The sequence below is a fragment of the Bacteroides sp. Marseille-P3684 genome (genome assembly GCF_900291465.1).
In the GTDB taxonomy this organism is placed as follows: domain Bacteria; phylum Bacteroidota; class Bacteroidia; order Bacteroidales; family Bacteroidaceae; genus Phocaeicola_A.
This window is the reverse complement of sequence record NZ_LT985808.1, coordinates 2,746,739-2,768,951: the sequence shown is the minus strand read 5'-3', so window position 1 is coordinate 2,768,951 and position 22,213 is coordinate 2,746,739. Positions and strand designations below refer to the sequence as shown.

At 49.1% G+C, this 22,213-nt stretch carries 22 protein-coding genes; all 22 read left to right on the top strand.

What is annotated here, in order from left to right:
- Nucleotides 1-902: 902 nt before the first annotated feature.
- The 22 genes from C8275_RS10905 to C8275_RS10800 all read left to right on the top strand — a co-directional run bounded on the left by C8275_RS10905 (nt 903) and on the right by C8275_RS10800 (nt 22,199).
- Nucleotides 903-1,847, top strand: a complete 945-nt coding sequence (locus C8275_RS10905) for a transcriptional regulator (protein WP_106485122.1) — start codon at nt 903-905, stop codon at nt 1,845-1,847.
- A gap of 36 nt (nt 1,848-1,883) precedes the next feature.
- Nucleotides 1,884-2,309 (top strand): BT0820 family HAD-type phosphatase, encoded by a 426-nt coding sequence (locus C8275_RS10900; protein WP_022384113.1) that lies wholly within the window; start codon nt 1,884-1,886, stop codon nt 2,307-2,309.
- Between the two features lie 109 nt (nt 2,310-2,418).
- Complete coding sequence (locus tag C8275_RS10895; protein ID WP_234395752.1) at nt 2,419-3,852, top strand: lipopolysaccharide biosynthesis protein; 1,434 nt, start codon at nt 2,419-2,421, stop codon at nt 3,850-3,852.
- The gene (locus tag C8275_RS10890) at nt 3,849-4,868 is read left to right on the top strand and encodes an acyltransferase family protein (RefSeq protein WP_106485120.1); all 1,020 of its coding nucleotides are present in this window, start codon (nt 3,849-3,851) and stop codon (nt 4,866-4,868) included. The genes C8275_RS10895 and C8275_RS10890 overlap by 4 nt, the downstream gene beginning before the upstream one ends.
- A gap of 19 nt (nt 4,869-4,887) precedes the next feature.
- The gene (locus tag C8275_RS10885) at nt 4,888-5,874 is read left to right on the top strand and encodes a glycosyltransferase family 2 protein (protein WP_157948253.1); all 987 of its coding nucleotides are present in this window, start codon (nt 4,888-4,890) and stop codon (nt 5,872-5,874) included.
- Nucleotides 5,817-6,845, top strand: coding sequence for a glycosyltransferase (locus tag C8275_RS10880; protein ID WP_234395751.1), 1,029 nt, complete (start codon nt 5,817-5,819; stop codon nt 6,843-6,845). The genes C8275_RS10885 and C8275_RS10880 overlap by 58 nt, the downstream gene beginning before the upstream one ends.
- The gene (locus C8275_RS10875) at nt 6,842-7,774 is read left to right on the top strand and encodes a glycosyltransferase family 8 protein (RefSeq protein WP_106485117.1); all 933 of its coding nucleotides are present in this window, start codon (nt 6,842-6,844) and stop codon (nt 7,772-7,774) included. Before C8275_RS10880 ends, C8275_RS10875 begins: the two co-directional genes overlap by 4 nt.
- Nucleotides 7,761-7,907 (top strand): glycosyltransferase, encoded by a 147-nt coding sequence (locus C8275_RS10870; protein ID WP_106485116.1) that lies wholly within the window; start codon nt 7,761-7,763, stop codon nt 7,905-7,907. The genes C8275_RS10875 and C8275_RS10870 overlap by 14 nt, the downstream gene beginning before the upstream one ends.
- Before the next feature lie 165 nt (nt 7,908-8,072).
- A complete protein-coding gene (locus tag C8275_RS10865) occupies nt 8,073-8,828 on the top strand; it encodes a glycosyltransferase family 25 protein (RefSeq protein WP_157948252.1) in 756 nt (251 codons plus the stop codon).
- On the top strand, nt 8,825-9,799 hold the full coding sequence (locus tag C8275_RS10860; RefSeq protein WP_106485114.1) for a glycosyltransferase family 2 protein: 975 nt from the start codon (nt 8,825-8,827) through the stop codon (nt 9,797-9,799). Before C8275_RS10865 ends, C8275_RS10860 begins: the two co-directional genes overlap by 4 nt.
- Nucleotides 9,799-11,091, top strand: a complete 1,293-nt coding sequence (locus C8275_RS10855; RefSeq protein ID WP_106485113.1) for a hypothetical protein — start codon at nt 9,799-9,801, stop codon at nt 11,089-11,091. The genes C8275_RS10860 and C8275_RS10855 overlap by 1 nt, the downstream gene beginning before the upstream one ends.
- A 4-nt stretch (nt 11,092-11,095) precedes the next feature.
- The gene (locus C8275_RS10850) at nt 11,096-12,229 is read left to right on the top strand and encodes a glycosyltransferase family 4 protein (RefSeq protein WP_106485112.1); all 1,134 of its coding nucleotides are present in this window, start codon (nt 11,096-11,098) and stop codon (nt 12,227-12,229) included.
- On the top strand, nt 12,226-13,329 hold the full coding sequence (locus tag C8275_RS10845; RefSeq protein WP_106485111.1) for a glycosyltransferase family 1 protein: 1,104 nt from the start codon (nt 12,226-12,228) through the stop codon (nt 13,327-13,329). The genes C8275_RS10850 and C8275_RS10845 overlap by 4 nt, the downstream gene beginning before the upstream one ends.
- On the top strand, nt 13,326-14,501 hold the full coding sequence (locus C8275_RS10840; protein WP_234395750.1) for a hypothetical protein: 1,176 nt from the start codon (nt 13,326-13,328) through the stop codon (nt 14,499-14,501). Before C8275_RS10845 ends, C8275_RS10840 begins: the two co-directional genes overlap by 4 nt.
- 10 nt (nt 14,502-14,511) lie before the next feature.
- Nucleotides 14,512-15,627, top strand: coding sequence for a glycosyltransferase (locus tag C8275_RS10835; protein WP_106485110.1), 1,116 nt, complete (start codon nt 14,512-14,514; stop codon nt 15,625-15,627).
- A gap of 74 nt (nt 15,628-15,701) precedes the next feature.
- Nucleotides 15,702-16,295 (top strand): sugar transferase, encoded by a 594-nt coding sequence (locus tag C8275_RS10830; protein WP_369861216.1) that lies wholly within the window; start codon nt 15,702-15,704, stop codon nt 16,293-16,295.
- A 23-nt stretch (nt 16,296-16,318) separates the two neighbouring features.
- The gene (locus tag C8275_RS10825; RefSeq protein ID WP_106485108.1) at nt 16,319-16,612 is read left to right on the top strand and encodes a PqqD family protein; all 294 of its coding nucleotides are present in this window, start codon (nt 16,319-16,321) and stop codon (nt 16,610-16,612) included.
- Nucleotides 16,602-17,711 carry a nucleotidyltransferase family protein gene (locus tag C8275_RS10820; RefSeq protein WP_106485107.1) on the top strand — a complete coding sequence of 370 codons (1,110 nt, stop codon included), beginning with the start codon at nt 16,602-16,604 and terminating at the stop codon, nt 17,709-17,711. The genes C8275_RS10825 and C8275_RS10820 overlap by 11 nt, the downstream gene beginning before the upstream one ends.
- A gap of 18 nt (nt 17,712-17,729) precedes the next feature.
- The gene (locus tag C8275_RS10815; protein ID WP_234395749.1) at nt 17,730-18,644 is read left to right on the top strand and encodes a phosphoenolpyruvate carboxykinase; all 915 of its coding nucleotides are present in this window, start codon (nt 17,730-17,732) and stop codon (nt 18,642-18,644) included.
- A 150-nt stretch (nt 18,645-18,794) separates the two neighbouring features.
- Entirely contained in the window at nt 18,795-19,592 is a 798-nt protein-coding gene (locus C8275_RS10810) for a polysaccharide biosynthesis/export family protein (RefSeq protein WP_106485105.1), read from the top strand.
- A gap of 24 nt (nt 19,593-19,616) precedes the next feature.
- The gene (locus C8275_RS10805) at nt 19,617-21,962 is read left to right on the top strand and encodes a polysaccharide biosynthesis tyrosine autokinase (protein ID WP_106485104.1); all 2,346 of its coding nucleotides are present in this window, start codon (nt 19,617-19,619) and stop codon (nt 21,960-21,962) included.
- A gap of 39 nt (nt 21,963-22,001) precedes the next feature.
- Nucleotides 22,002-22,199, top strand: coding sequence for a hypothetical protein (locus tag C8275_RS10800; RefSeq protein ID WP_106485103.1), 198 nt, complete (start codon nt 22,002-22,004; stop codon nt 22,197-22,199).
- The last annotated feature ends 14 nt before the right edge of the window (nt 22,200-22,213 follow it).

Below are 22,213 nucleotides of genomic sequence, written 5' to 3'. Positions count from 1 at the left end.
AATGCCAAAAAAGTGAGTTTCACTCTCTGGAAGGTCCGCGGACGTAAAAAATCAGATGGTGGCACAATGTGCAGGTTGCCGTGAACCGAGTGTCAGAATGAACAGCCGAACACCTTCTGACCTCCATTGGGATGTCAGATGATGCGAACTTGTGTCAAAGTGTATTTTGCGAATCGCCTGAGAATGCCCTTCGAATCCACCAAATCGTATTTTGGTGCGAGGAAAGGCACTTTGGAGGGCTTCCCTGGACAAAATGTCAAACGGAGAAAGGATGGTTTGAGAGCGGAGCAGGCATCACAGGCAATCGGATGCGGAGGACCTCATTCCGGATATAAAAATCCGGACTCTACAGTCCGTCTCATCCTTTCTTTCGTTTGCCTTATGATTTATATAAATATTTACATATTATTTAGGGAGATTGCAGGGGTACTCAGAATGTAAAGAAAAACTTCTCTTATGAAGAGATGGATTTGCAATGGCAAATATACGGAAAAGTACTGAAAGTAAATAATTTTCGTCTAGAAAATTTTGGAAACATAGTCCTGATTCTTATAATTTTCTTATGAAACAGGATTGATGCCTTAAGAAAACATTATTGATTATCAATGAAATATATTTATAAGTACATCTCTTCATAAGAGATGCATTACTCAGATCACATGAAGAGATAGCATAAAGAGCTGTTATACTGGATAAAAACTGGTGATTATGAAAGACATACAAAACTCCCTTTATAAGGAAGTGGTCGATCCTTATTCACAATGTGAACGCAAAGGCCAGTACATAAATTAGAAAGAGTATCGATGCCACTGTATAGTTCAGACACTTTTTCTGAAGTCATTGAGGACAATCTTGGTAACGAGTCTGCTTCGTCAGGCGCGGAAGAGAGAAAACAGTCCGATGTGAAGAGCACCTCCTCCTCGTGGTGTTACCTGTTCGTTCACCGTGCAAAGGTGGAAGCCATCCATGCGCGGTTGCAGGAGCAGTTCAACACGTTCATCCATAAATCCATTGTCTATCGGAAGAAGAAGAGTCACGTCAGGAAGCTGGAGCAACCCACTATCTCCGGACTCATCTTTGTGCAGGGCGATTGCCGTCGGATTCAGGAATACCTGAAGCAGAACTTCGTCGGTGTCTACCTGGTCAACGACCGCAGTACACATCGTACGGCAATCATTTCCGACCGGGAGATGCAACCCTTCATGCTGGTGTCTCAGATGGCTCCTCACCGCATCCGCTTCATGCCACACCCTTTCAGCCATTATGCTCCGGGAAATACGCTGGTACGCATCACGTCCGGTGTCCTTGCCGGCTTTGAAGGTTACCGCATCCGCATCTCGCGCGACAAGTGCCTGGTGACAGGTCTGGGGAACATGACGGTTGCCATCGGTGGAATCTGCAAGGATACGTTTGAAAATGTAGAGGAGTATATCCGTCAGCGTCGTGAACAGCAGGACGAGCCTTCGCCGTTGACGACTGCCGATTTGCAGCAGGAGGTGGATGCCTGCTGCTTCTGTCCGCACGACCAGCTGGACCTGATGACCATTGCCAAGAGCCTTGACCAGTGGGTCATGAAGGCCCGTTACTGGATGTTGGCGGACGACTCCCGTGAAGCTGCAGAGGCGTTGTTGGGCATTCTTTCTGCCGTTGGTCGTCATTTCCGGACGGTGTATGGGGATGTTCGCGTAGGCAGTTTCAAGGAGGTGACTTCCGTATGCCGTGAAGCCGACAACATGCTGCTGTCGATAGTGGCAGCGGACGGGTTGGCTGAGGACCTCCGTCAGCATATCCTGACCAGCCGGTGTTCGCTTGCAGCCGACTATCCGTTTCTGCCGATGCAAAGCTGACGAAAGTTGAATCTTCTTACAATCTGACACACATTCATGATTATAGCCGTAGATTTTGATGGGACCATCGTGGAACACCGTTATCCACGCATCGGTCGTGAGATACCTTTTGCGATAACGACGCTCCGTCGGTTGCAGGCAGAGCATCATCAGCTGATTCTGTGGACGGTGCGTGAAGGCCGTCTGCTCGATGAGGCGGTTGCATTCTGTCGCGAACGCGGTCTGGAGTTTTATGCCGTCAATGCCAATCATCCCGACGAGCAAGCCTCCGAGACCCCGTCTTCTCCCTGTCGCAAGGTGAGGGCGGACCTGTTTATTGATGACCGCAATGTAGGTGCTCTCCCGGACTGGGCTGCAATCTATGAGATGGTGCACAATCACTGGACCTCCGAACGTTACTGGGAGGAGCTGCACGGCACGGTGCAGGAACGTCCGTTCTGGAAAAGGTTATTGGGTAAATAGTCCGATGGATTCACACGCAGAAAATACCCGCCGCATCGCGAAGAACACGTTGATGCTTTATGTGCGGATGCTGTTCGGCATGCTGGTGTCATTGTATACGTCCCGTGTCGTGCTGAACACGTTGGGTGTGGAGGATTATGGTATCTATAATGTGGTGGGAGGAGTCATAGGTCTGTTGGGTTTCTTGACTGGATCTTTAGGTGCGGCATCATCCCGTTATCTTACTTTCGATTTAGGAAAAGGGGATTTGGATGTTTTAAAAAATACGTTCGGAAATGTATTAGGTATATATCTATTGCTGGCATTAGTCATTTTGATTTTGGGAGAAACAATAGGTTTTTGGTTCATGTCAACTCAATTGCAGATACCTGTAGAACGACAATATGCAGCATTATGGGTTTATCATTTTTCTGTTTTTTCAACAGTCCTAGGAATACTTAATACTCCTTATGTATCGACTATCATAGCTCATGAACGAATGACAGCATTTGCTTACATCTCAATTGCTGATATCATCTTGAAGTTAGTGATTGTTTATTTTCTAGTTGTCATTCCATACGATAAGTTGATAACTTATGTATTGTTATTATTTCTCATACAGCTGTTTGACTTCTTAGCTTATTCGTATTATGCTACTCGGCACTTTGAGGAAGCTAGGAGTAAAATGAGATATGATAAAAAGTTATTTAAAGAGATTATGGTCTATTCGGGATGGGTGTTAAATGGGAATCTTGCATTCATAGGATATACGCAAGGACTTAATGTGCTTCTGAATATGTTTTTCGGTCCATTAGTTAATGCTGCGAGAGGGGTTGCCGTTCAAGTCCAATCGGTATGTGCTAATTTCTGTGGAACATTCCAAACGGCAATAAATCCTCAATTAACTAAAAGTTTTGCGATGAGAGATTTTAGCTATATGCATAGTTTGCTGATACGTGGGTCTAAGTTCTCATTCTTTATTATGCTTTTCATAATCTTGCCTCTTATGTTAGAGACATTTACCATATTGAAGCTATGGCTAGGTATAGTGCCGGATTATACAATAGGCTTCTTGCAAATAATGCTATGTATAAGTTTGTTGGGGACCTTATCTAATCCGATAATTATATCCGTCCATGCTACTGGTATACTAAAACGATTTCAATTGATTGAAGGAACTATGTTAATACTAATCGTTCCCATATCTTATGTGTCTTTGAAATATTTTCATACGTCTCCCATAAGTGTATTTATAATTCATTTTGTAATAGAGCTGTGTACACAATATGTACGTTTAAGAATTGTATTACCAATGATATATATGGGGCTAAAGAGATACTTTCAAGAAGTTATTTGTCCGATATTGAAAGTAGTAATATTGTCTCCTATAATTCCGTATCTTTTTCATTGTTTAATGGAAGAAAACTTATCACGGACCTTTGTAGTATGTTTAGCCTGCGTATTTTCTTGTGCGTTTTGTGTATATAAATTGGGATGTTCATGCGATGAACAGAAATTCATATTAGAAAAATTGGCCATTTACGTTAGGAAGTATAAGAGATGAAAGCTGATACGTTGTCTGTAAGTTTGGAACATGGATTAGGAAAATATAATTTTAATTCGTTAGATGTATTTAAATTATGCATGGCTTTTGTCGTTGTTGCTATACATTCTAACTTGGAAAGTAGCATAAACTGTGAATATGTAAGACAGATACTGGAGCTAATCTATAATATAGCTGTTCCATACTTTTTTATGACCTCTGGCTTCCTTTTGTTTAGGGGACAACAATTTCCTCTCAATTTGAATGGGCGGATTCGAGTACATAAGTATTTATATCGGATTGGTAAGATGTATTTAATATGGACATTATGTTATCTCCCATTTACAATTTGGGGCTTTATAACAGATGATATTTCAGCTTTTAATAGCGTGATTATATTTATTCGGAATTTTTTATTGGTTGGAGAGAATTTTTATTCTTGGCCATTATGGTATCTTTTAGCTTTAATTGTTGCAGTTATGCTTATTCTTGTATGTTCCTTTTTCAAGCTTACTAGGTATCATGTATTGATTATTTCGATTATTTTCTTTTTACTGGGGATAGGCATAGACTATTGTAATCAAAATGGTCTGATACCACAATTAATGGATTTATATTTTAAATTGTTTAAGTCAACTCGTAATGGATTCTTTATAGGATTTATATATGTAGTATTAGGTATGCAAATAGCTTGTACTGGCAGAATTGTTCGTAATGGCATATTATTGGGAGGACTTTTTCTGGGAATACTTTTGAGTTTCTTCTATCCTTCTATAGGTTCTGTTTTGATTACATATTTTTTATTTCAATTGATTTTAAAAATGCCAATGAAGTTTCTTCGTGAGAAATATTGTATTCATTTGAGGATTATGAGTACTATTATTTATTTGGTACATATGTATTGGGTTGTATTGTGGGGATATGTATTACAGGAAAATGGTTATAAAGTATATATATTGTCTCTATTCTCATCTATATTGTTGAGTCTGGTACTGTTGAAGTATAAGGATAGATATTGGTTTAGAAGTTGTTTCTGATATTTACTTAATGTGTGATATGGCTCAACGACAAATAGATGTTTCTGTGATTGTACCTGTATACAATGTAGAACGGCATATAGAAAAATGCATTCGTTCTTTGTTTGAGCAAACATTAGATTCTATTGAATATATATTTGTGAATGATTGCTCCAATGATAGTTCGATGCAAGTGCTATTATCCGTTATAAAGGACTATCCTGATCGTGCAAAAGATATTCAGATTGTTGAATTAGAGCAGAACCGTGGAGTTGCAGTTGCTAGGAATGTTGGGCTGTTGCATGCGCAAGGTGAGTATGTGATATTCTGTGATAGTGATGATTGGATGGACAATGAAATGCTTAATACAATGTACACTGTAGCAGAAAAGAGAACAGCTGATGTTGTAATGTGCGATTTTTATATGGTACAGGATACGGGCTTGATGCTTTATCGGACTCCGAAGTATCGCATGGATAAAATTGAATTTATTAGACAGTATCTGCGTTATACTTGGACTACAATTTGGAACTTGTTAATAAGAAAAAAGTTATTGCAAGATGGTGGGTTGCAGTTTCCTGTTGGTTACACGTTCTGTGAAGATTTTAATTTTGCAGTGAAGGTATTTGACACAGCTAAGGTAATAGTAACTATAGATAGGCCACTCTATTTTTACAATAGGTTGAATATAAATTCAGTCATGCGCAGTTCTAACCCTAGAATGATGCATGATGAAATAATGATGTATCTTGATGTTATTTCTTGGTTTGAAAAAAGGAATACTTTTTCTCTATATGAAAAACAAATGAGCTGGAGGATATTGAAAAGCAAGCAAGAGTGGTTGCTAACAACTACTACTTACACAAAATTTCTTGCTTTGTTCCCCAATAGCCATTGCCATATATGGTCATGCCCCTATTTGAATGTTAAACTTAAAGTTATGGCATGGTGCTTGACACATCGTCTGAAATGTATCTCAGAATTGTTATTGAAATTAAGAAATCTAAAGAGGTACAGCTTAAATTAGATAGTATAATGGAATATACTGTAGTGATTCGTACGTTAGGTACAGCCGGCAATAAATACCAAACGCTTCTTGATTCTTTGGCAAAGCAAACTATCCAGCCTTCCCGTATTTTAGTATACATTGCCGAAGGCTATAAACTTCCAAAAGAATCAATAGGAAGAGAAGAATATATTTATGTACCTAAGGGGATGGTAGCACAGCGTGCATTGCCCTATAATGAGGTGGAGAGTGAATACATCTTGTTTTTGGATGATGACGTTTATTTGCCAGAGAATGCTGTGGAAGGCTTATATAACCATTTGGTACGGAATAAGGCTGATGTAATCGCAGCCGATGTATTCCCTAATGCAGAACGCCCGTTCCTAAAAAGGCTAATGATGGCAATATCTGGGCGGATGATTGCCAGAAAGGATGATGGTAAGTGGGGATATAAAGTGATGCGTAACGCCGGATTTTCTTATAATCGTAATCCTGAGCCGGGTGTGTATTGGTCTCAGACAAATGCCGGTCCTTGTTTCTTTTGTTCGAAGGAGAACTTTCTGAAAATCCGTTTTGAAGAAGAAAGATGGGTGGATGGAATGAAATATGCGCAAGGTGAAGATCAGGTCATGTATTATAGGGCATATCTGATGGGACTAAAGCAACTTACTTGGTTTCATAGTGGTATTCGACATTTGGATGCAGGATCAGCCTTGTATGATGAGAATAAAACGCAGCGGGTAATTTATGCAGATTTTTATTTTAAGATTGTTTTTTGGCATCGTTTTATAGTTCTCCCGGAAAAGTCTATTCTGTTTAGAATATGGGATGTTGTATGTATAGCTTATACACTTCTTTTTACCTTCTTGATTTCATTATTGAAGTTGAATTTTACAGTATTCAAATTGAAATTAAATGCTGTTCGAGAGGGGATAAAATTTATTCAGAGTGATTATTACCGTAGTATTCCTAAAATCAAGAGGATAATATGAATGTTGTACCTATAGCATTTGCTTTTGATAATAATCTGGTGCTTCCTGCTTGTGTTTGTATTTCATCATTGATGGAGAATGCGAATCAGGAGACATTTTATGATATTTTTATCTTGCATTCTGTCCATGAGAATTTAGATAAAAGTAAGCTGGATTTATTATCTGAACATTATTCTAATTGTAGGATAAACTATCGGGAGGTTGATGACACATTTGATAATGCGTTTGAAATTCGTGGTATTACGACTGCGGCATATTACCGTCTGCTAATTCCGGAATTAATACCTGAATACGATAAAGTTATTTATGCAGATGCAGATATTATATTCCGAATGGACTTGTTTGAGCTATACCAAATGAATCTGGATGGATATTTGCTCGCAGCGACCAAGGATTTTGGAATCAATTTGAGCATCGATGGAAAGAATTATATAGCATCTACTCCAGGACTGTGCCAAGGACAGTATTTACAGTCTGGTTTTATTATGATGAATACGAAGTTGATGCGTAAGGTTGGAATGGTACATCAGTTCAAGACGTTGGCGCAACGGAAGTATAGATATCAGGATCAGGATATATTGAATATAGCATGTTGTGGTAAGGTTTGTTACTTGCAGCCGTATTATAACATGACAGATTATTCTTATTATTATTTCTTATATGAGTTCGAACAAGTGAAAGAGTCTTATAGGAATTGCGATAAGGAGTATGGACTAAACTTTGGGAATATTCATTTTAATGGTCATAAGCCTTGGAAAAAATATTGTGTGAACTTTGATATTTGGTGGGAGTATTATCGGAAGTCTCCGTACTTTGATGAAAAGTTTTATTTTGATTTCTTTTATAGCAAACTGAATGAGTTGGATCAGCTCCCGTTGTGTAAAAGAATAAAGATTTTGATACGTTACTTTATTTATGGAAAAAAGTAAGGTCAGTGTTATAATTCCTGTCTACAATGTAGCATCGTATATTGAGCGTTGCGCTTGTTCATTGCTTGGGCAGGCTTTAAGGGAGATGGAGTTCGTTTTTGTCGATGATTCTTCTCCTGATAGATATTGTTGAGAACATAATATATCATGAGTGGTTGGATAGTTCCTTGGAATAGTGCAATATATTATAGAGCAATCCTTTATGTAGCAGGAAGGATAAAATTTGTCAGACTATCATCATGAGACCTTTTTTATCTTTCTTATTGCCTGTCATACAATCCTTAATTCAAATCGTAAAATGGAAAAGATAACTACATTTATCATAAACCTGGAAGAAGATAGAGCTAGAAAAGAGCATATGCAAAATATGCTTATGACAATGTCCGATATGTTTGCTTATTCGTTTGTTTCTGCTGTCAATGGTCGCAGGATGACTGAGCACGAAATTGGAGGACGATTCGATACAGCTTTAGCTTATAAACGATATGGGCGTCCATTAAATCGTGGAGAGGTAGGCTGTACGTTGAGCCATTATCAATGCTATGAAAAAATAGCAAAATTGCCTCAGAATTATGCTTTGGTTTTGGAGGACGATATAACGATTCTGGGAGATATGAAAGAAATAGCGAATCTTATACCTTATATAAATAGGGACGAGCCTGCAATCATTTTCCTTTCCGGTGATTACTGGTATTATCGTATTCGTAAGATAAGCGGACATTTACAATTGGCTTCTGTGTATGACGCAGTGGGAGCATATGCTTATTTGATCAATTCAGCTGCAGCAAAAAGGATATTGGAGAAGAACGAGTTGCCGGCTTGTGTCGCTGATCATTGGTCTTTATACAGAAGACAAGGAATCCGGTTATATGCAGTCTATCCCTATATGGTAGATGCAAACATAGAGTCGTTCTCTTCTTCTATCAATCAAGCTTATTTTGGAGAAATCCGCCACAATATGCCTTGGAAATATCGTATTGACTCCTATAGGCTTAGTTTGGTAAAGAGAATATTGCTTCAAGCTGGAAAGTTCGTTTCGAAGATAAGAAAATGATTTCCGTCATCATTCCAATTTATAAAGTTGAAGAATTCATTGTGCGTTGTGTCAATTCTTTGATGCAACAGACGATGGAAGAGGTAGAGTTCATCTTCGTCAATGATGCAACTCCGGATGATAGCATGGTGCTGTTGCAATTGGCCTTGAATAATTTTCCCGAACGCAAGGCGCAGGTTCATATATTGAACCATGAGGTAAACCTGGGGTTGCCGGCAGCACGCAATACCGGATTGAGAGTTGCAACGGGTGAATACATCTATCATTGTGACAGCGATGACTATTTGGAGCCTGATGCGCTGGAGACCATGTACAGGGCGGCGAAAGCAAATGATGCAGATATAGTATGGTGTGACTGGTTCTTGTCTTTTGAGCACAACGAACGTTATATGAAGCAACCTGGTTATCCGACGGCTTATGAGGCACTGAGAGGTATCTTGGATGGTCGGATGAAATATAACGTTTGGAATAAACTGGTCAGACGTGAACTTTATACGCAGAATGACATTTGGTTCCCTTCCGGATATGGCATGGGTGAAGACATGACGATGATTCGTCTGTTCGCATGTGCCGGTCAGGTGGCTTATGTACCTCGGGCATTTTATCATTATGTGAAATTGAACCGTGAGGCATTTACCAATACGATGTCTGAAAGGCATCTGAGTGCGGTGCTGCATAATACGGCGGAAACGGTCACTTTCTTGCAGGAAAGATATGGTAGTACGTTGGATGGGGAGATCGGGGCTTTCAAGCTCGCAGTGAAATATCCTTTTCTGATAGGTGATGATTGGAGTCAGTATCGTTTATGGAAGAATTGTTTCCCGGAAGCCAATCCGTTCATTTCACGGTTCAGACAACTCTCGTTAAGGAGTTGGCTGTTACAACTTGCAGCATTGCACGGGCACTATTGGTTACTTTGGCTACACTACAAGTTAGTATATAAATTGATGTATGGCATAATATACAAGTGATGATACGAAGCATATTAACTCTTTTGGTGATAATTGTTACCAGCCTCTATTTCTTTCCTTTCTCATTTAAGATATTGCCTGATGTGAATACAAAGATGATGCTGGCAGTAGTGGGGTTGATGGTTTATATGATGCGTTTGGGACGGGGACGAAATGCTTCAATAAACAAGGACATGTTCTTTCTGTCAATCGGGGCCGCTATGGTTTCATTGATAGGACTGTTCTCGATAACTTATAATAATACACCTGATTATGCTTATGCCGGATATTTGGTTTCCATGTGGGTATGGTTGGGAGGTGCTTATGCCGTCGTGATGTTGATGAAATGTGTGCATGGGGATGTGACGGTCAAGCTGGTGTGTAACTATTTGATAGCAGTCTGTGTCTCTCAATGTATATTGGCTTTATTTTTCGACTTGTATACTCCAGCCAAAGAGGTAATTGATACATATATCGAGCAAGGGCAGGATTTTTTGAACGAACAGCGTGTGAAACGCTTGTATGGTATCGGTGCTTCCTTGGACGTAGCCGGTTCGCGTTTCTCGGCGGTACTGGTGATGATTATGGTTGTATTACTGCATCACAATATAGACAGAAGATATTATTGGACTTATGTGCTGGCTTTTCTGGTAATTGCAGTTGCAGGCAGTATGATTGCACGTACGACGTACGTGGGTGCTTTGATAGCCTTGTTGTATGCTTTGTACATGACTAAGATACATACGCTCCATCTTTCTACCGACGGAAGGCGATTCTGGATATGGCTGTCTGTCTTTGTGGTGATAGCTATTCCTTTGGCGGTTTGGGCCTACTATAACATTTCCGAGGTTCACAAGAATCTGCGTTTTGCTTTTGAAGGTTTCTTTAATCTGGTGGAAAATGGAGAGTGGCTGATTGCTTCCAATGAGAAACTGGAGACGATGTATGTATTTCCCGAGACAGTAAAGACCTGGTTGATTGGTGATGGCTATTTTTCCAATCCTCGTGATGTTGATCCCCTGTTTATCGGTGAGATCGTTGGAGGCTATTACATGGGAACAGATGTCGGTTATTTACGTTTCATATTCTATTTCGGTCTTGTCGGTTTGTTGGCAATCAGTGCGGTTATCGTGAAGTCCGCTTTGATTTGTTCGCATAAGTTTCGGACAGACAGGGTCTTGTTCCTGATGTTGTTACTGGTTAACTTTATTGTATGGTTCAAGGTTGCAACAGACATTTTCCTGGTCTTCGCTTTATTCCTGATGATAGATAAAGATAAGGAAGGGGACGTGAAACCATGCCCCAGTAAGTAGTAAAATGAAAATCCTGTATTGCATAGCCGGGACTTGCCACGCCGGAGGAATGGAGCGTGTGCTGACAAACAAAGCCAATTATCTGGTTGCACATGGCATGGATGTGGTGATTGTAACGACCGACCAACGGGGATTGCCTCCCTTTTTCGAGTTGGACCCGCGAATCCGGTGTATAGACCTCCATATAGATTATGAGGTGAACAATGGGAAATCGTTCCTGAATAAGCTCGTACATTACCCGTTAAAGCAGTATAAGCACAAGAGGCGTTTGAAGCAGCTATTGTTTCGGGAGCATCCGGATGTGACCATTTCGATGTTTTGCAATGACGCGCATTTTATTCCCGGCATTAAGGATGGAAGTGCAAAGTTGCTGGAAATCCACTTTTCCAAATTCAAGCGTATGCAATATGGACGTAAGGGATTGTGGCGATTGGCTGATTGGTGGCGTAGCAAACAGGATGAGAAGACCGTCCAGCGGTTTGACAAATTTATCGTGTTGACTGAAGAAGACCGTGGCTATTGGGGAGCTTTGTCAAATATCAGGGTGATACCCAATGCACTTACTTTTTCGACCTCACAAGTTTCATCGCTGGAGAACAAAAAGGTTGTAGCCATTGGGCGATATACTCATCAGAAAGGATTTGAGCGTTTGATAGATGCTTGGAATATCCTGGCACCGCAATTCCCGGACTGGACGTTGGAGATTGTGGGCGATGGGGAAGAACGGAGCGGCTTGCAACGGCAAATCCAGCTATATGGACTGGAACAACAGATTGCCTTGGTGAGTCCGACTCGGAATATTGAGAGAATTTATCAGGAAGCTTCCTTGTTTGTTCTTTCCTCCCGCTATGAAGGCTTGCCGATGGTATTGCTGGAAGCGCAGGCTTTCGGTTTGCCTGTTGTGTCGTTTGCCTGTAAATGCGGTCCCAAGGACATTGTAGAGGAGGGCGTCACCGGTTATCTGGTGGAGGAAGGAGACATTCAGGGATTGGCTCGGCAGATGGCAGTGTTGATGGGGGATGAATCCTTACGGAAACAGATGGGACGAAATGCCAAAGAAGCTTCTTTCCGTTATAGTGAAGAGACCGTCATGCAACAGTGGCTTGACATGTTCCGGTGTTGTAGTCTGAAGAAATGAAAACAATTGTTGTTTCGGCAGTGAATATTCGCAAAGGTGGTACGCTTACCATTCTGCGGAATTGCCTGGCCTATCTTTCCACACTGGTGCAGTCCTCTGAGCAATACAGAGTGATAGCTTTGGTCCATAAAAAGGAACTGGCATGTTATCAGGGGATTGAATATATAGAGAAGCCAAGTACAGTCAAAGGGTGGGGCAGGCGTCTGTGGTGTGAGTATGTTACAATGTACCGTATTTCCAAGCAGATAGCTCCCGTGTATTTATGGTTGTCGCTTCATGATACGACTCCTCGTGTCAAGGCTGAAAGACAAGCTGTCTATTGTCAGACCTCTTTTCCGTTCCTGAAATGGAAATGGCAAGATTTCAGATTCGATTATAAGATTGTCCTGTTTGCGTGGTTTACCAAGTTTGCCTATCGGGTAAACATCAAGCGTAATACTTGTCTGATTGTTCAGGCTGAATGGTTGCGTCAAGGATTTGCCAGGATGTTTGGATTGCCGGTTGATTCTTTTGTCGTAGCTCCCCCTGAAAGACGCCAGGTCCCGAAGATAGCTTGCACACGCAGCAGCAAACGTTATGCGTTCATTTGTGTGGCGACTGCAGATTGCCACAAGAATTTTGAAACGCTTTGCCTTGCCGCGGCAAGGCTGGAGCAGGAGATAGGCACAGATAGATTCGAGGTGGTGCTGACCCTGTCCGGGACGGAAAACAAATATGCCCGCTGGCTTTATGAGCAATGGGGCTGTCTGGAGTCTGTACAGTTTGCCGGATTTATGAATCAGCAGAAACTCTATGCTACCTACGAACAGGCTGATTGCCTCGTCTTTCCCTCCAGAGTAGAAACATGGGGACTGCCCATCAGTGAGTTCGCCGGGTTGGGAAAGCCCATGTTGCTGGCAGACCTTCCGTATGCCCATGAGACTGCCGCGGGAAGCCGGCAGACTGCCTTCTTCGATGTGGAGGATGCAGAAGCCTTAAAGGAATACATGAAGCGGCTGGTGTTGAATGATGCTTCCTTTTTGACCGTTGTACCCCAACAGGCGGTTGCTTCTCCTACTGCATCTTCGTGGAAAGAATTGTTTGATTTGCTATTGCAATGACGGACAGCTTGCCTACCCTGACCCTCCACCAAAAATACGCCCAAGCCGTCACCCTCTATACCTCCACCGAGCGTTCGCTCAAGGACATTGCGGGGGAGTGTGGCGTCTCGGCTACGGCGCTGGGTGCCTACCTGAGGCGGTACCGGCGCGAGCTGGTGCTGCGTCGCAACGGCATGGAGGAGGACGGATGCATCAAGGCGGCAGGACGTCAGACGGCTCCTGCACATGCCAAATACAAGGAAGCCGTGGCGGCGTGCGACATGATGGAATACATCGACCTGAACGTTTCGCAGGTGGCGCGGAAGTTTCGCGTGGACGGCACGGCACTTGCCAATTTCATGAGAACCCATTATCCGGACATTCCCGTCAGGCGTGAAGCACTGCGCCGCAAACTGGGCATCAACGACAACATCCGGCGCGGGGCACGCCCGGAATGTTCGGAACAATATGCAGGGGCGGTCGAGCTGTACCGCACCTCCGAGCTGACCCTCGATGAGGTGGCGGAGCTGTGCCGGGTGTCGGTCAGCGGACTGGGACAGCACCTGCGCTACTACCACCGTGACATCGTGGACCGGAAACGTTGCGAACGCGAACAGGCGTTGGCGCGACGTCCGAAGCAGGCGGGCCGTCTGGTGGGCAACGGCAGCCGCCACCTGCCTCTCCCCGCGACGGTGGAGCGTTATGCCGGTGCGCTGGACCTCTACCGCGAGACGGCTCTCACGCTGAAGGAGATTGCCCGCCGCACGGGTGTCACCGTCGAAGGCTTCCGTGCCTACCTCAACCAGTGGCATCCCGGACTGCAACGGACCGTGAACGCCCCGTCGGTCAAGTATGGTGCTGCCGTTGGGAGCCTGAAAGCCGCTCCGCGCCCCATTGCCCACGTGGCGAAGGAGTTCGGGCTGCAGGCGGAAGCTTTCCGTCAGTACCTCCACAAGCACGAGCCGGAGCTTGCCCGTCAGCTGGCAACGACCCGCACGACGGACGGCAGACGGGTGGCACACGGAAGCCGGGAGAAGTATGCCGAGGCGGTGTACCTCTATCGCACCACTCCCGAAGACCTGAAGTCCATCGCCCGACGCTTGGGACTGACCTACAACAGCGTCGGGGGATACATCCGCCGGAACCATCCCGAGGTGATTGAAGCTCACAAGCGGCTGTTGGCCGGTAACTAAATCAGAAGAGATGAAAGCATTAAGAGTATTACAATTGGGAAAGTTCTATCCCGTCAGAGGCGGGGTGGAGAAGGTCATGTACGACCTCATGCTGGGACTGTCCGCCGAAGGCATCGACTGCGACATGCTGTGTGCGGCGGGCGAGGGCAGGGGTGGCGTGACGCAGCTCAACCCGCATGCCCGGCTGACGGCGTGTCCTGCCTGGACGAAGGTGGCTGCCACCATGATTTCCCCCTCGCTGGTCGTGACCTTGCGGAAGGTCTGCCGCGACTATGATATCATCCACGTGCACCATCCCGACCCGATGGCGTGCCTGGCGCTGTTCCTATCGGGCTACCGCGGCAAGATGGTCCTCCATTGGCACAGTGACATCCAGAAACAGAAGCTCCTGTTGCGCTTCTACCGTCCGTTGCAGGACTGGCTGGTGCGCCGCGCCGACTGCATCGTGGGCACGACGCCCGTCTACCTTGCCGAGTCGCCTTTCCTGAAGGAGGTGCAGGCGAAGACCCGCTGCATCCCCATCGGCATCGACCCGATGTGTCCCGATGCGGAAGCCGTGGAGACCCTACGGGCTGCCTATCCGGGCAGGAAGATTGTCTTCTCCCTCGGCAGGCTGGTGCCTTACAAGGGCTACCGTCACCTGGTCGAGGCGGCGCGTTTCCTCGACGACAGCTACGTGGTGCTTATCGGCGGCACGGGCAGCCTGCACGACGAACTGCAGGCGCAGATTGACAACCTCGGGCTGCACGGACGGGTGAAGCTGCTGGGCCACGTGAGCGATGCCGACCTGCCTGCCTGCTACGGTGCGTGCCGGGTGTTCTGCCTGAGCAGCGTGCAGAAGACGGAAGCCTTCGGCATCGTGCAGATTGAAGCCATGTCGTGCGGACGTCCCGTGGTGGCGACCCGTATCCCCGGTTCGGGGGTGTCGTGGGTCAATGCCGAAGGGGTGTCAGGCATCAACGTGGAGCCTTGCCGCCCGAAGGAACTTGCAGCAGCCATCCGTGCCGTCTGCGACGACGAAGAGACTTACAGCCGTTACGCCGGGGGAGCGAAGCGGCGCTATGAAGAGACATTCACAAAGAAACAGATGATAGAATCATGCGTAAAAATGTATTTCGACCTATGAATGATGCTAAAGCAAATGCCGTGTCGTTGGTAGAGATAAGCACGGCGAAAGAGTCCGGTTGTTATGAAGATGCCATGTCGCCTGCCGCGTGTTGCGTGAAGCGGCTGTTCGACGTGGTGGGCAGCGCCCTGGGAATGATTGTGTTCTCGCCTGCCTTCCTTGCCATCTATGCAGCCATCAAGAGCGAGGACCGCGGTCCCGCCATCTTCCGTCAGGAGCGGGTGGGCTATCGCGGACGGACGTTCACCCTCTACAAGTTCCGTTCGATGCGGGTGACGTCGGAGGAGGATGGCAAGCCTGCCTTGTGTCAGAAGGACGACGAACGGCTCACCCGGGTGGGACGCTTCCTGCGGGAGCATCACCTCGACGAGCTGCCCCAGCTGTGGAACGTTTTCAGGGGGGAGATGAGCTTCGTGGGTCCCCGCCCCGAACGTCCGTACTTCGTGGAGAAAATCAAGGCGGTCAATCCCGATTACGAATTGCTCTACCGGCTGCGTCCGGGACTCTTCTCCGAGGCGACGCTCTACAACGGCTACACCGACACGATGGAGAAGATGCTCCGCCGCCTGCGGATGGACCTGCACTACCTCGCCACCCGCTCGTTGTGGCTCGATGCGAAAATCATCTTCCTCACCGTGATGTCCATCCTGGGAGGAAAGAAGTTCTGACTCCTGTTAACTCATTTACAACTATGCGTCCGAAACAAAACCTGCAACTCCGCCGCATCGGCAGCCAGTACATGATTGTCGACAGCCGGACGGAACAAGTCAACCTCTCGCACGTCTTCCGCATGAACCGGACGGCGGCGGACATCTGGCAGCAGATGAACGAAGGCTGCTCCACTCCCGAAGCCCTGGCGGAGTGGTTGTGCGACAACTACGAAGTCGACCGGGATACGGCTCTTGCCGATGTGAAACGATTGTTGGACAGCTGGACTGGCTTCGGCCTGCTGGTCGAGGAGGGAGGGGAGGCGGATGCCCGATAAGGACTTTGCCGCCCTGCTCGTCCTCCTGCGTGCCGGGCTGTGGGAGCGTGAGCCGGACCGTTGGGAAGGCTTCCCCCTGTCAGCCGGTGCCTGGGAACGGGTCTACACCCTGTCGCGCCGTCAGACCGTGGCGGGCATCGTGTTCCGCGGACTCCAGTTCCTGCCCGACGAGCTGCTACCCCCGTCGGCGCTCCTCATGCGCTGGGTGGTGACGGCAGACCGCATCGAGGAACGCAACCGCCTGATGAACCGGGTGCTCGGCAACCTCTACACGCTCTATGTGTCGCGGGAGCTGAACCCCATCCTCCAGAAGGGGCAGGGCGTGGCACAGTTCTATGCCAGTCCGCTGTTACGCGAGAGTGGCGACATCGACTTCTACTTTACCAATCCCGTCTCCTTCCGCCTGGCACGTCTCTGCATGCAGGCACGCGGCATCGAGGTGGAAGAGATGCCCGACCGCAGCCTGAGCTACGTGTGGCAGGGCGTGGAGGTGGAGCATCACACCCGCCTGTTCGACCTTCACAACCCGTTCCTGCGGACGAAGGCGGCACGGCTGGAAGAGCGTTGGGGCTACTGCTCCCGGCAGCTGTCGGCGGACGTCCCGGTGGACATCACCGTGCCGACTCCCTTCCTCAACCTGCTGCTGCTCAACCTGCACATCCTCAAGCATGCCTTGGGCTGGGGCATCGGGCTGCGGCAGCTCTGCGACATGGCGCGTGCCTGCCACTGCCTGCATGGCGAGGTGGATGCCCGTGAGATGGAGGCGGCATGCCGTTCCCTGGGACTGACGCGCTGGACACCGCTCCTGCACGCTTTCCTGGTGGAACACCTGGGACTGGAACCCGGCTGCCTGCCTTACCCGGCACAGGCCCCGTCGGCTGAACCCTTGCTCGACATCGTGCGGCGGGGCGGCAACTTCGGGCTGTTCCTAGAGGGGCGGAGCGGCGCCGGCAGGTCGTGGCTGCAACGGAAGTGGCAGACGTCCCGCTCCTTCCTGCGCAATGTCCGCTTTGCCCGGACGTATGCGCCGAGGGAGGCGTTCTGGCTGTTCACCGGCCTGTTGCGGAACAACCTGCGTTCCACGAAAACTGATAACTGATTACCTGAACAGAATCTTATGCTTCCATCTGTGATGACCTGTTGCGTGGCAGGATTCCGGCTGACGGTCTACCTGCCTGCCGGCTGCGATGCCGACACCCTGTTGCCCTCGTTCCGTCCGTTCCGCTGTCAGGCGGAAGAGGAGGCGGGCGAAGAACTGTTCCGGTTCGAGGCGCTGGCTTCGCCGGTCCCTTTCCCCGAGGGGCGGCTGGCGGACGAGACGCTGAACGACATGGGCTGTGTCCGTCTCTATGATTGCGTGGACACCTACCGCGTGGACATCCTCTCCGTCGGCGGAAGCGTGGTGCACCGTCTGCTGGCAGCGCGCGACTTCTCCCGGGCGACGGCTTGTCTGGACTGGCGCGAGCCGGATGCCGGACAGGTGCTCTCGTCGATGCTCCGCATTGTCTTCTCGCAAGCCATCCTGCTTCACGGGGGTGTGTCCATCCATGCCTCGGCAGTCTGTCACGACGGACGGGCTTACCTCTTCATGGGCAAGAGCGGCACGGGCAAGAGCACACACTCCGCCTTGTGGCTGAAGCACATCCCCGGCTGCACCCTGCTCAACGACGACAACCCGGCGGTGCGCCTGGTGGGCGACGGGGCGGTGGCATACGGCACACCGTGGAGCGGCAAGACCCCGTGCTACCGGAACCTCTCATACCCCATTGGCGGCATGGTGCGCCTGTCGCAAGCCCCGGCGAACCGGTTCGTACGCCGCCGGGAGGTGGACGCCTTTGTGGTCCTTTATCCAGGCTGCTCGGTCATCACCGACGACGAGCGGCTGAACGGTGCCTTGTGCGACACCCTCGCCCGTCTCACCGAGCGGGTGACGGTCGGCACGCTGGAGTGTCTGCCTGACGAGGCGGCTGCAACGCTGTGCTGGCAGAACCTGTACGCGATAAACCCCGGGCATGTACAGACCAAAGTATAATACTTAGGCACCCTAAGTATCATACTTAGCCTACCTAAGTATTATACTTTGGTCCGTCCATGCGGCGTTTGAACGCGATACGGACGGCACTTGAACGCGATACGAACGGCACTTGAAACGCTATTCATCAAAATCAATAATAAAAACACAATGAACAAACCGAAACTCTGGGCAAGCCTCAGTCTGCTTGCCGTGTTACTCTTGACTTCCTGCGCATCGCGCAAGAACTTTGTTTACTTGCAGGACATGCAGATGGGCGAGAAGTATCCTTATGATGTCGGCTATGAAGCCGTGGTCCACCGCGACGACCGTCTGAGCATCACCGTCAGCTGCAAGAACCCGGAACTTGCCATCCCGTTCAACATCTACGGGGGGACGTTCCATGTGGGCGCCGACGGCAACGTGACGGCTGACGCTGCCACACGGGTGAACGAGAAGGGCTACCGCGTGGATGTGGAGGGAAACATCGACTTCCCCATCCTGGGCAAACTGCATGTCGAAGGACTGAAGGTCAGCGAGGTGACGAACCTCATCAAGACCCGCCTCATCGAAGGTGACTACATGAAGGACCCCCTGGTGTCCATCGAGTTCCTCAACTTCAAATATACCGTGCTCGGCGCGGTGGCAAACAACGGGACGTTCTCCGTCGACGGCGACCGCGTCACCCTGCTGGAGGCGATAGCCAAGGCGGGCGACCTCGATGCGAAGGCGCGCACGAACCGGGTGGCGGTCATCCGCGAGTCGAACGGCGAACGGCAGATGTTCATGCACGACCTGCGCAGCAAGGACCTCTTCGACTCCCCCTGCTTCTACCTGCAACAGAACGACATCGTCTACGTCGAGCCGAAGTACCGGAAGAAGGACAACGAGGAGCGCGGATGGCAAATCGGCACGACCATGCTCTCTGCAGTCACGGCTGCCTGCTCGATCATCTGGGCAACGAAATAGTTTCTTGTCACCTGATACATACCCATGCAAACAACCAGTAACAACAACCGAAACGAACAGGGCATCAATGTGGTGGACCTGCTCGTGTATTTCGCTTCCAAGTGGAAGTGGTTCCTGATTTCCGTGTTGGTCTGCGGCGGACTGGCGTGGCTCAGCTATGCCCGCTCGCCGCTGGTCTACTTCCGTTCGGCGACGGTCATCATCAAGGACCCCTCGAACAAGACCTCGACTGCCGGACTCGACCGCTACGACAACTTCATCAACAAGGTCAACGTGGCGAACGAGATTCTCCAGTTCCGCTCGAAGAAGCTCATGCGTGAAGTGGTGCAGCGCGTCCATGCCGACGTGGACTACCTGATACAGGACGGCCTGCGCTACAATGAACTCTACACCCAGTCGCCCGTGCGGCTGAGCTTCCCCGACGCGATGCCCGAACAGGGGCTGGCACTGACGGTTCAGCCGAAGAGCGAACGGTCGGTCATCCTCTCGCGCTTCTCGTGGATGGAGGCTGACAGCACCTGCACCGTGGCGATGGGCGACACCGTCCGGGTGCACGGGCAACGGCTCGTCGTGACCCCGACGAACTACTACGCCGCCTCGTGGACCGATGTGCCCATCCGCGTGCAGAAGCGTCCGCTGGAGTCGGTCGTGAACCGCTACAAGGGGGCGCTGGGCATCCAGCAGGAAGAGGAGGAGTCGTCCATCCTCACCCTGGCGCTGAAGGACAGCTCGCCCGTCCGGGCGGAGGATGTGCTCAACATGCTCATCACCGTCTACAACGAGGAGGCAATCAAGGACAAGAACCAGGTGGCGGTCAACACGGCGAACTTCATCAACGAGCGTCTCATCATCATCGAGCGTGAGCTGGGCGGCGTGGAGTCGGACCTGGAGTCGTTCAAGCGCAGCAACCAGATTGTGGACATCTCGTCCGCTGCCGGCATGTACATGACCGAGTCGCAGAAGTACAACGCCGACGCGCTGGAACTGGAGACGCAGCTCCGGCTGGCGAACTTCATCAAGGACTACCTGACCGACCCCTCGAAGGAGACCGACCTCATCCCCTCGAACACGGGACTGAGCGACATGAACATCGAGAGCCAGATCAACCTCTACAACACGGCGAAGCTCAAGCGCGACCGCCTCATCAGCGACAGCAGCGAGAAGAACCCCGTGGTGGAGGAGCTGAACAACTCGCTCCGTGCCATGAAGCAGACCATCATCCGTGCGGTGGACAACATGATTGTCAGCCTCAACGTGAAGCGCAACGACGCGCAGAACCGTGAGATGCGTGCCCAGAGCCGCGTGACGTCCATCCCGACGAAGGAGCGCCAGATGCTCTCCATCGAACGTCAGCAGAAAATCAAGGAGTCGCTCTACCTCTTCCTGCTCAACCGACGGGAGGAGAACGCCCTCTCCCAGGCGATGGCGGACAACAATGCCCGCATCATCGACAGTGCCGAGGGTGGCGACAGCCCCATCTCGCCGCGCCGCAACCGCATCCTGCTCCTGGGCTTGCTCGTGGGCATTGCCCTGCCGGGCGTGGGCTGCCTGCTGGTGCTCTTCCTCGACACCCGGGTTCACGGACGGAAGGACATCGAGAAGGCGGTGAGCGTGCCGTTCCTCGGCGAGATTCCGCTCGACAAGGAGGCGGCAAGGCAGCACGGACGCACGGCGAAGGCTTCCGTGGGTCAGGACGACAGCATCGTCTCCGAGGCATTCCGCATCCTGCGCACGAACATGGCGTTCATGTCGCGCAAGGACCGCCCGACGCAGGTCATCACCTTCACCTCGTTCAACGAGGGAGCAGGCAAGACGTTCATCTCGTGCAACCTGGCAATGAGCTTCGTCTATGCCCGCAAGCGGGTGGTGGTCATCGACCTCGACATCCGCAAGGGGACGCTGAGCCGTCACCTGGGCGAGCACCGGACGGGTGTGACCAACTACCTTGCCGACACGACGGTGACGGTCGACGACATCATCCGCAAGGGCGAGCACTTCGACATCATCGCCTCCGGTCCCGTGGCGCCGAACCCGGCAGAGTTGCTGTTGGACAGCCGTCTCGACACCCTGATAGCCGAGCTGCGCACGCGCTATGACTACATCATCGTCGACAATGTCCCCGTGGGCATCGTGGCGGACGCGACCATTGCCAACCGCATAGCCGACCTGACCGTCTTCGTCGTGCGTTCGGGACGTCTCGACCGCCGTCAGTTGCCCGACATCGAGAGCCTCTACGAGGACAAGAAGCTCCACAACATGGCACTCGTGCTCAACGGCGTCGACCCGCACCGCCACGGCTATGGCTACGGGTATGGCTATGGATATGGGTACGGGCGGTATGGATACGGGCGAGAGAAAAAGAGAAAGTGAGACTTCAAACTATAGTTTAACAATTTAATTTTTATTGCAATGAAAAACGACAAAGAGAAAGCACCGTATGAGTCTCCTCAGACGGAGAAGACTCAGGTAATCCTGGAAAGTGGCATCTGTGCCTCTTCTGTGGATATCAAGAACCCTGAGGCCGGTAATGGGCAGATCGAAGAGCATCAGGTGAACACCGGCTTCGATTATCATTTTACTGAGCAAAGATGGGATGAGACTAAGTAGAAAGTAACAACTAA

Bases quoted from the DNA above. Each gene is read 5' to 3' on its own strand.
- C8275_RS10850 (WP_106485112.1), top strand. From the start codon at position 11,096: ATGAAAATCCTGTATTGCATAGCCGGGACTTGCCACGCCGGAGGAATG.
- C8275_RS10860 (WP_106485114.1), top strand. From the start codon at position 8,825: ATGATTTCCGTCATCATTCCAATTTATAAAGTTGAAGAATTCATTGTG.
- C8275_RS10890 (WP_106485120.1), top strand. From the start codon at position 3,849: ATGAAAGCTGATACGTTGTCTGTAAGTTTGGAACATGGATTAGGAAAA.
- C8275_RS10845 (WP_106485111.1), top strand. From the start codon at position 12,226: ATGAAAACAATTGTTGTTTCGGCAGTGAATATTCGCAAAGGTGGTACG.
- C8275_RS10805 (WP_106485104.1), top strand. From the start codon at position 19,617: ATGCAAACAACCAGTAACAACAACCGAAACGAACAGGGCATCAATGTG.
- C8275_RS10855 (WP_106485113.1), top strand. From the start codon at position 9,799: ATGATACGAAGCATATTAACTCTTTTGGTGATAATTGTTACCAGCCTC.
- C8275_RS10865 (WP_157948252.1), top strand. From the start codon at position 8,073: ATGGAAAAGATAACTACATTTATCATAAACCTGGAAGAAGATAGAGCT.
- C8275_RS10810 (WP_106485105.1), top strand. From the start codon at position 18,795: ATGAACAAACCGAAACTCTGGGCAAGCCTCAGTCTGCTTGCCGTGTTA.
- C8275_RS10800 (WP_106485103.1), top strand. From the start codon at position 22,002: ATGAAAAACGACAAAGAGAAAGCACCGTATGAGTCTCCTCAGACGGAG.
- C8275_RS10840 (WP_234395750.1), top strand. From the start codon at position 13,326: ATGACGGACAGCTTGCCTACCCTGACCCTCCACCAAAAATACGCCCAA.
- C8275_RS10820 (WP_106485107.1), top strand. From the start codon at position 16,602: ATGCCCGATAAGGACTTTGCCGCCCTGCTCGTCCTCCTGCGTGCCGGG.
- C8275_RS10900 (WP_022384113.1), top strand. From the start codon at position 1,884: ATGATTATAGCCGTAGATTTTGATGGGACCATCGTGGAACACCGTTAT.
- C8275_RS10825 (WP_106485108.1), top strand. From the start codon at position 16,319: ATGCGTCCGAAACAAAACCTGCAACTCCGCCGCATCGGCAGCCAGTAC.
- C8275_RS10885 (WP_157948253.1), top strand. From the start codon at position 4,888: ATGGCTCAACGACAAATAGATGTTTCTGTGATTGTACCTGTATACAAT.
- C8275_RS10880 (WP_234395751.1), top strand. From the start codon at position 5,817: ATGTATCTCAGAATTGTTATTGAAATTAAGAAATCTAAAGAGGTACAG.
- C8275_RS10815 (WP_234395749.1), top strand. From the start codon at position 17,730: ATGCTTCCATCTGTGATGACCTGTTGCGTGGCAGGATTCCGGCTGACG.
- C8275_RS10830 (WP_369861216.1), top strand. From the start codon at position 15,702: ATGTCGCCTGCCGCGTGTTGCGTGAAGCGGCTGTTCGACGTGGTGGGC.
- C8275_RS10875 (WP_106485117.1), top strand. From the start codon at position 6,842: ATGAATGTTGTACCTATAGCATTTGCTTTTGATAATAATCTGGTGCTT.
- C8275_RS10835 (WP_106485110.1), top strand. From the start codon at position 14,512: ATGAAAGCATTAAGAGTATTACAATTGGGAAAGTTCTATCCCGTCAGA.
- C8275_RS10870 (WP_106485116.1), top strand. From the start codon at position 7,761: ATGGAAAAAAGTAAGGTCAGTGTTATAATTCCTGTCTACAATGTAGCA.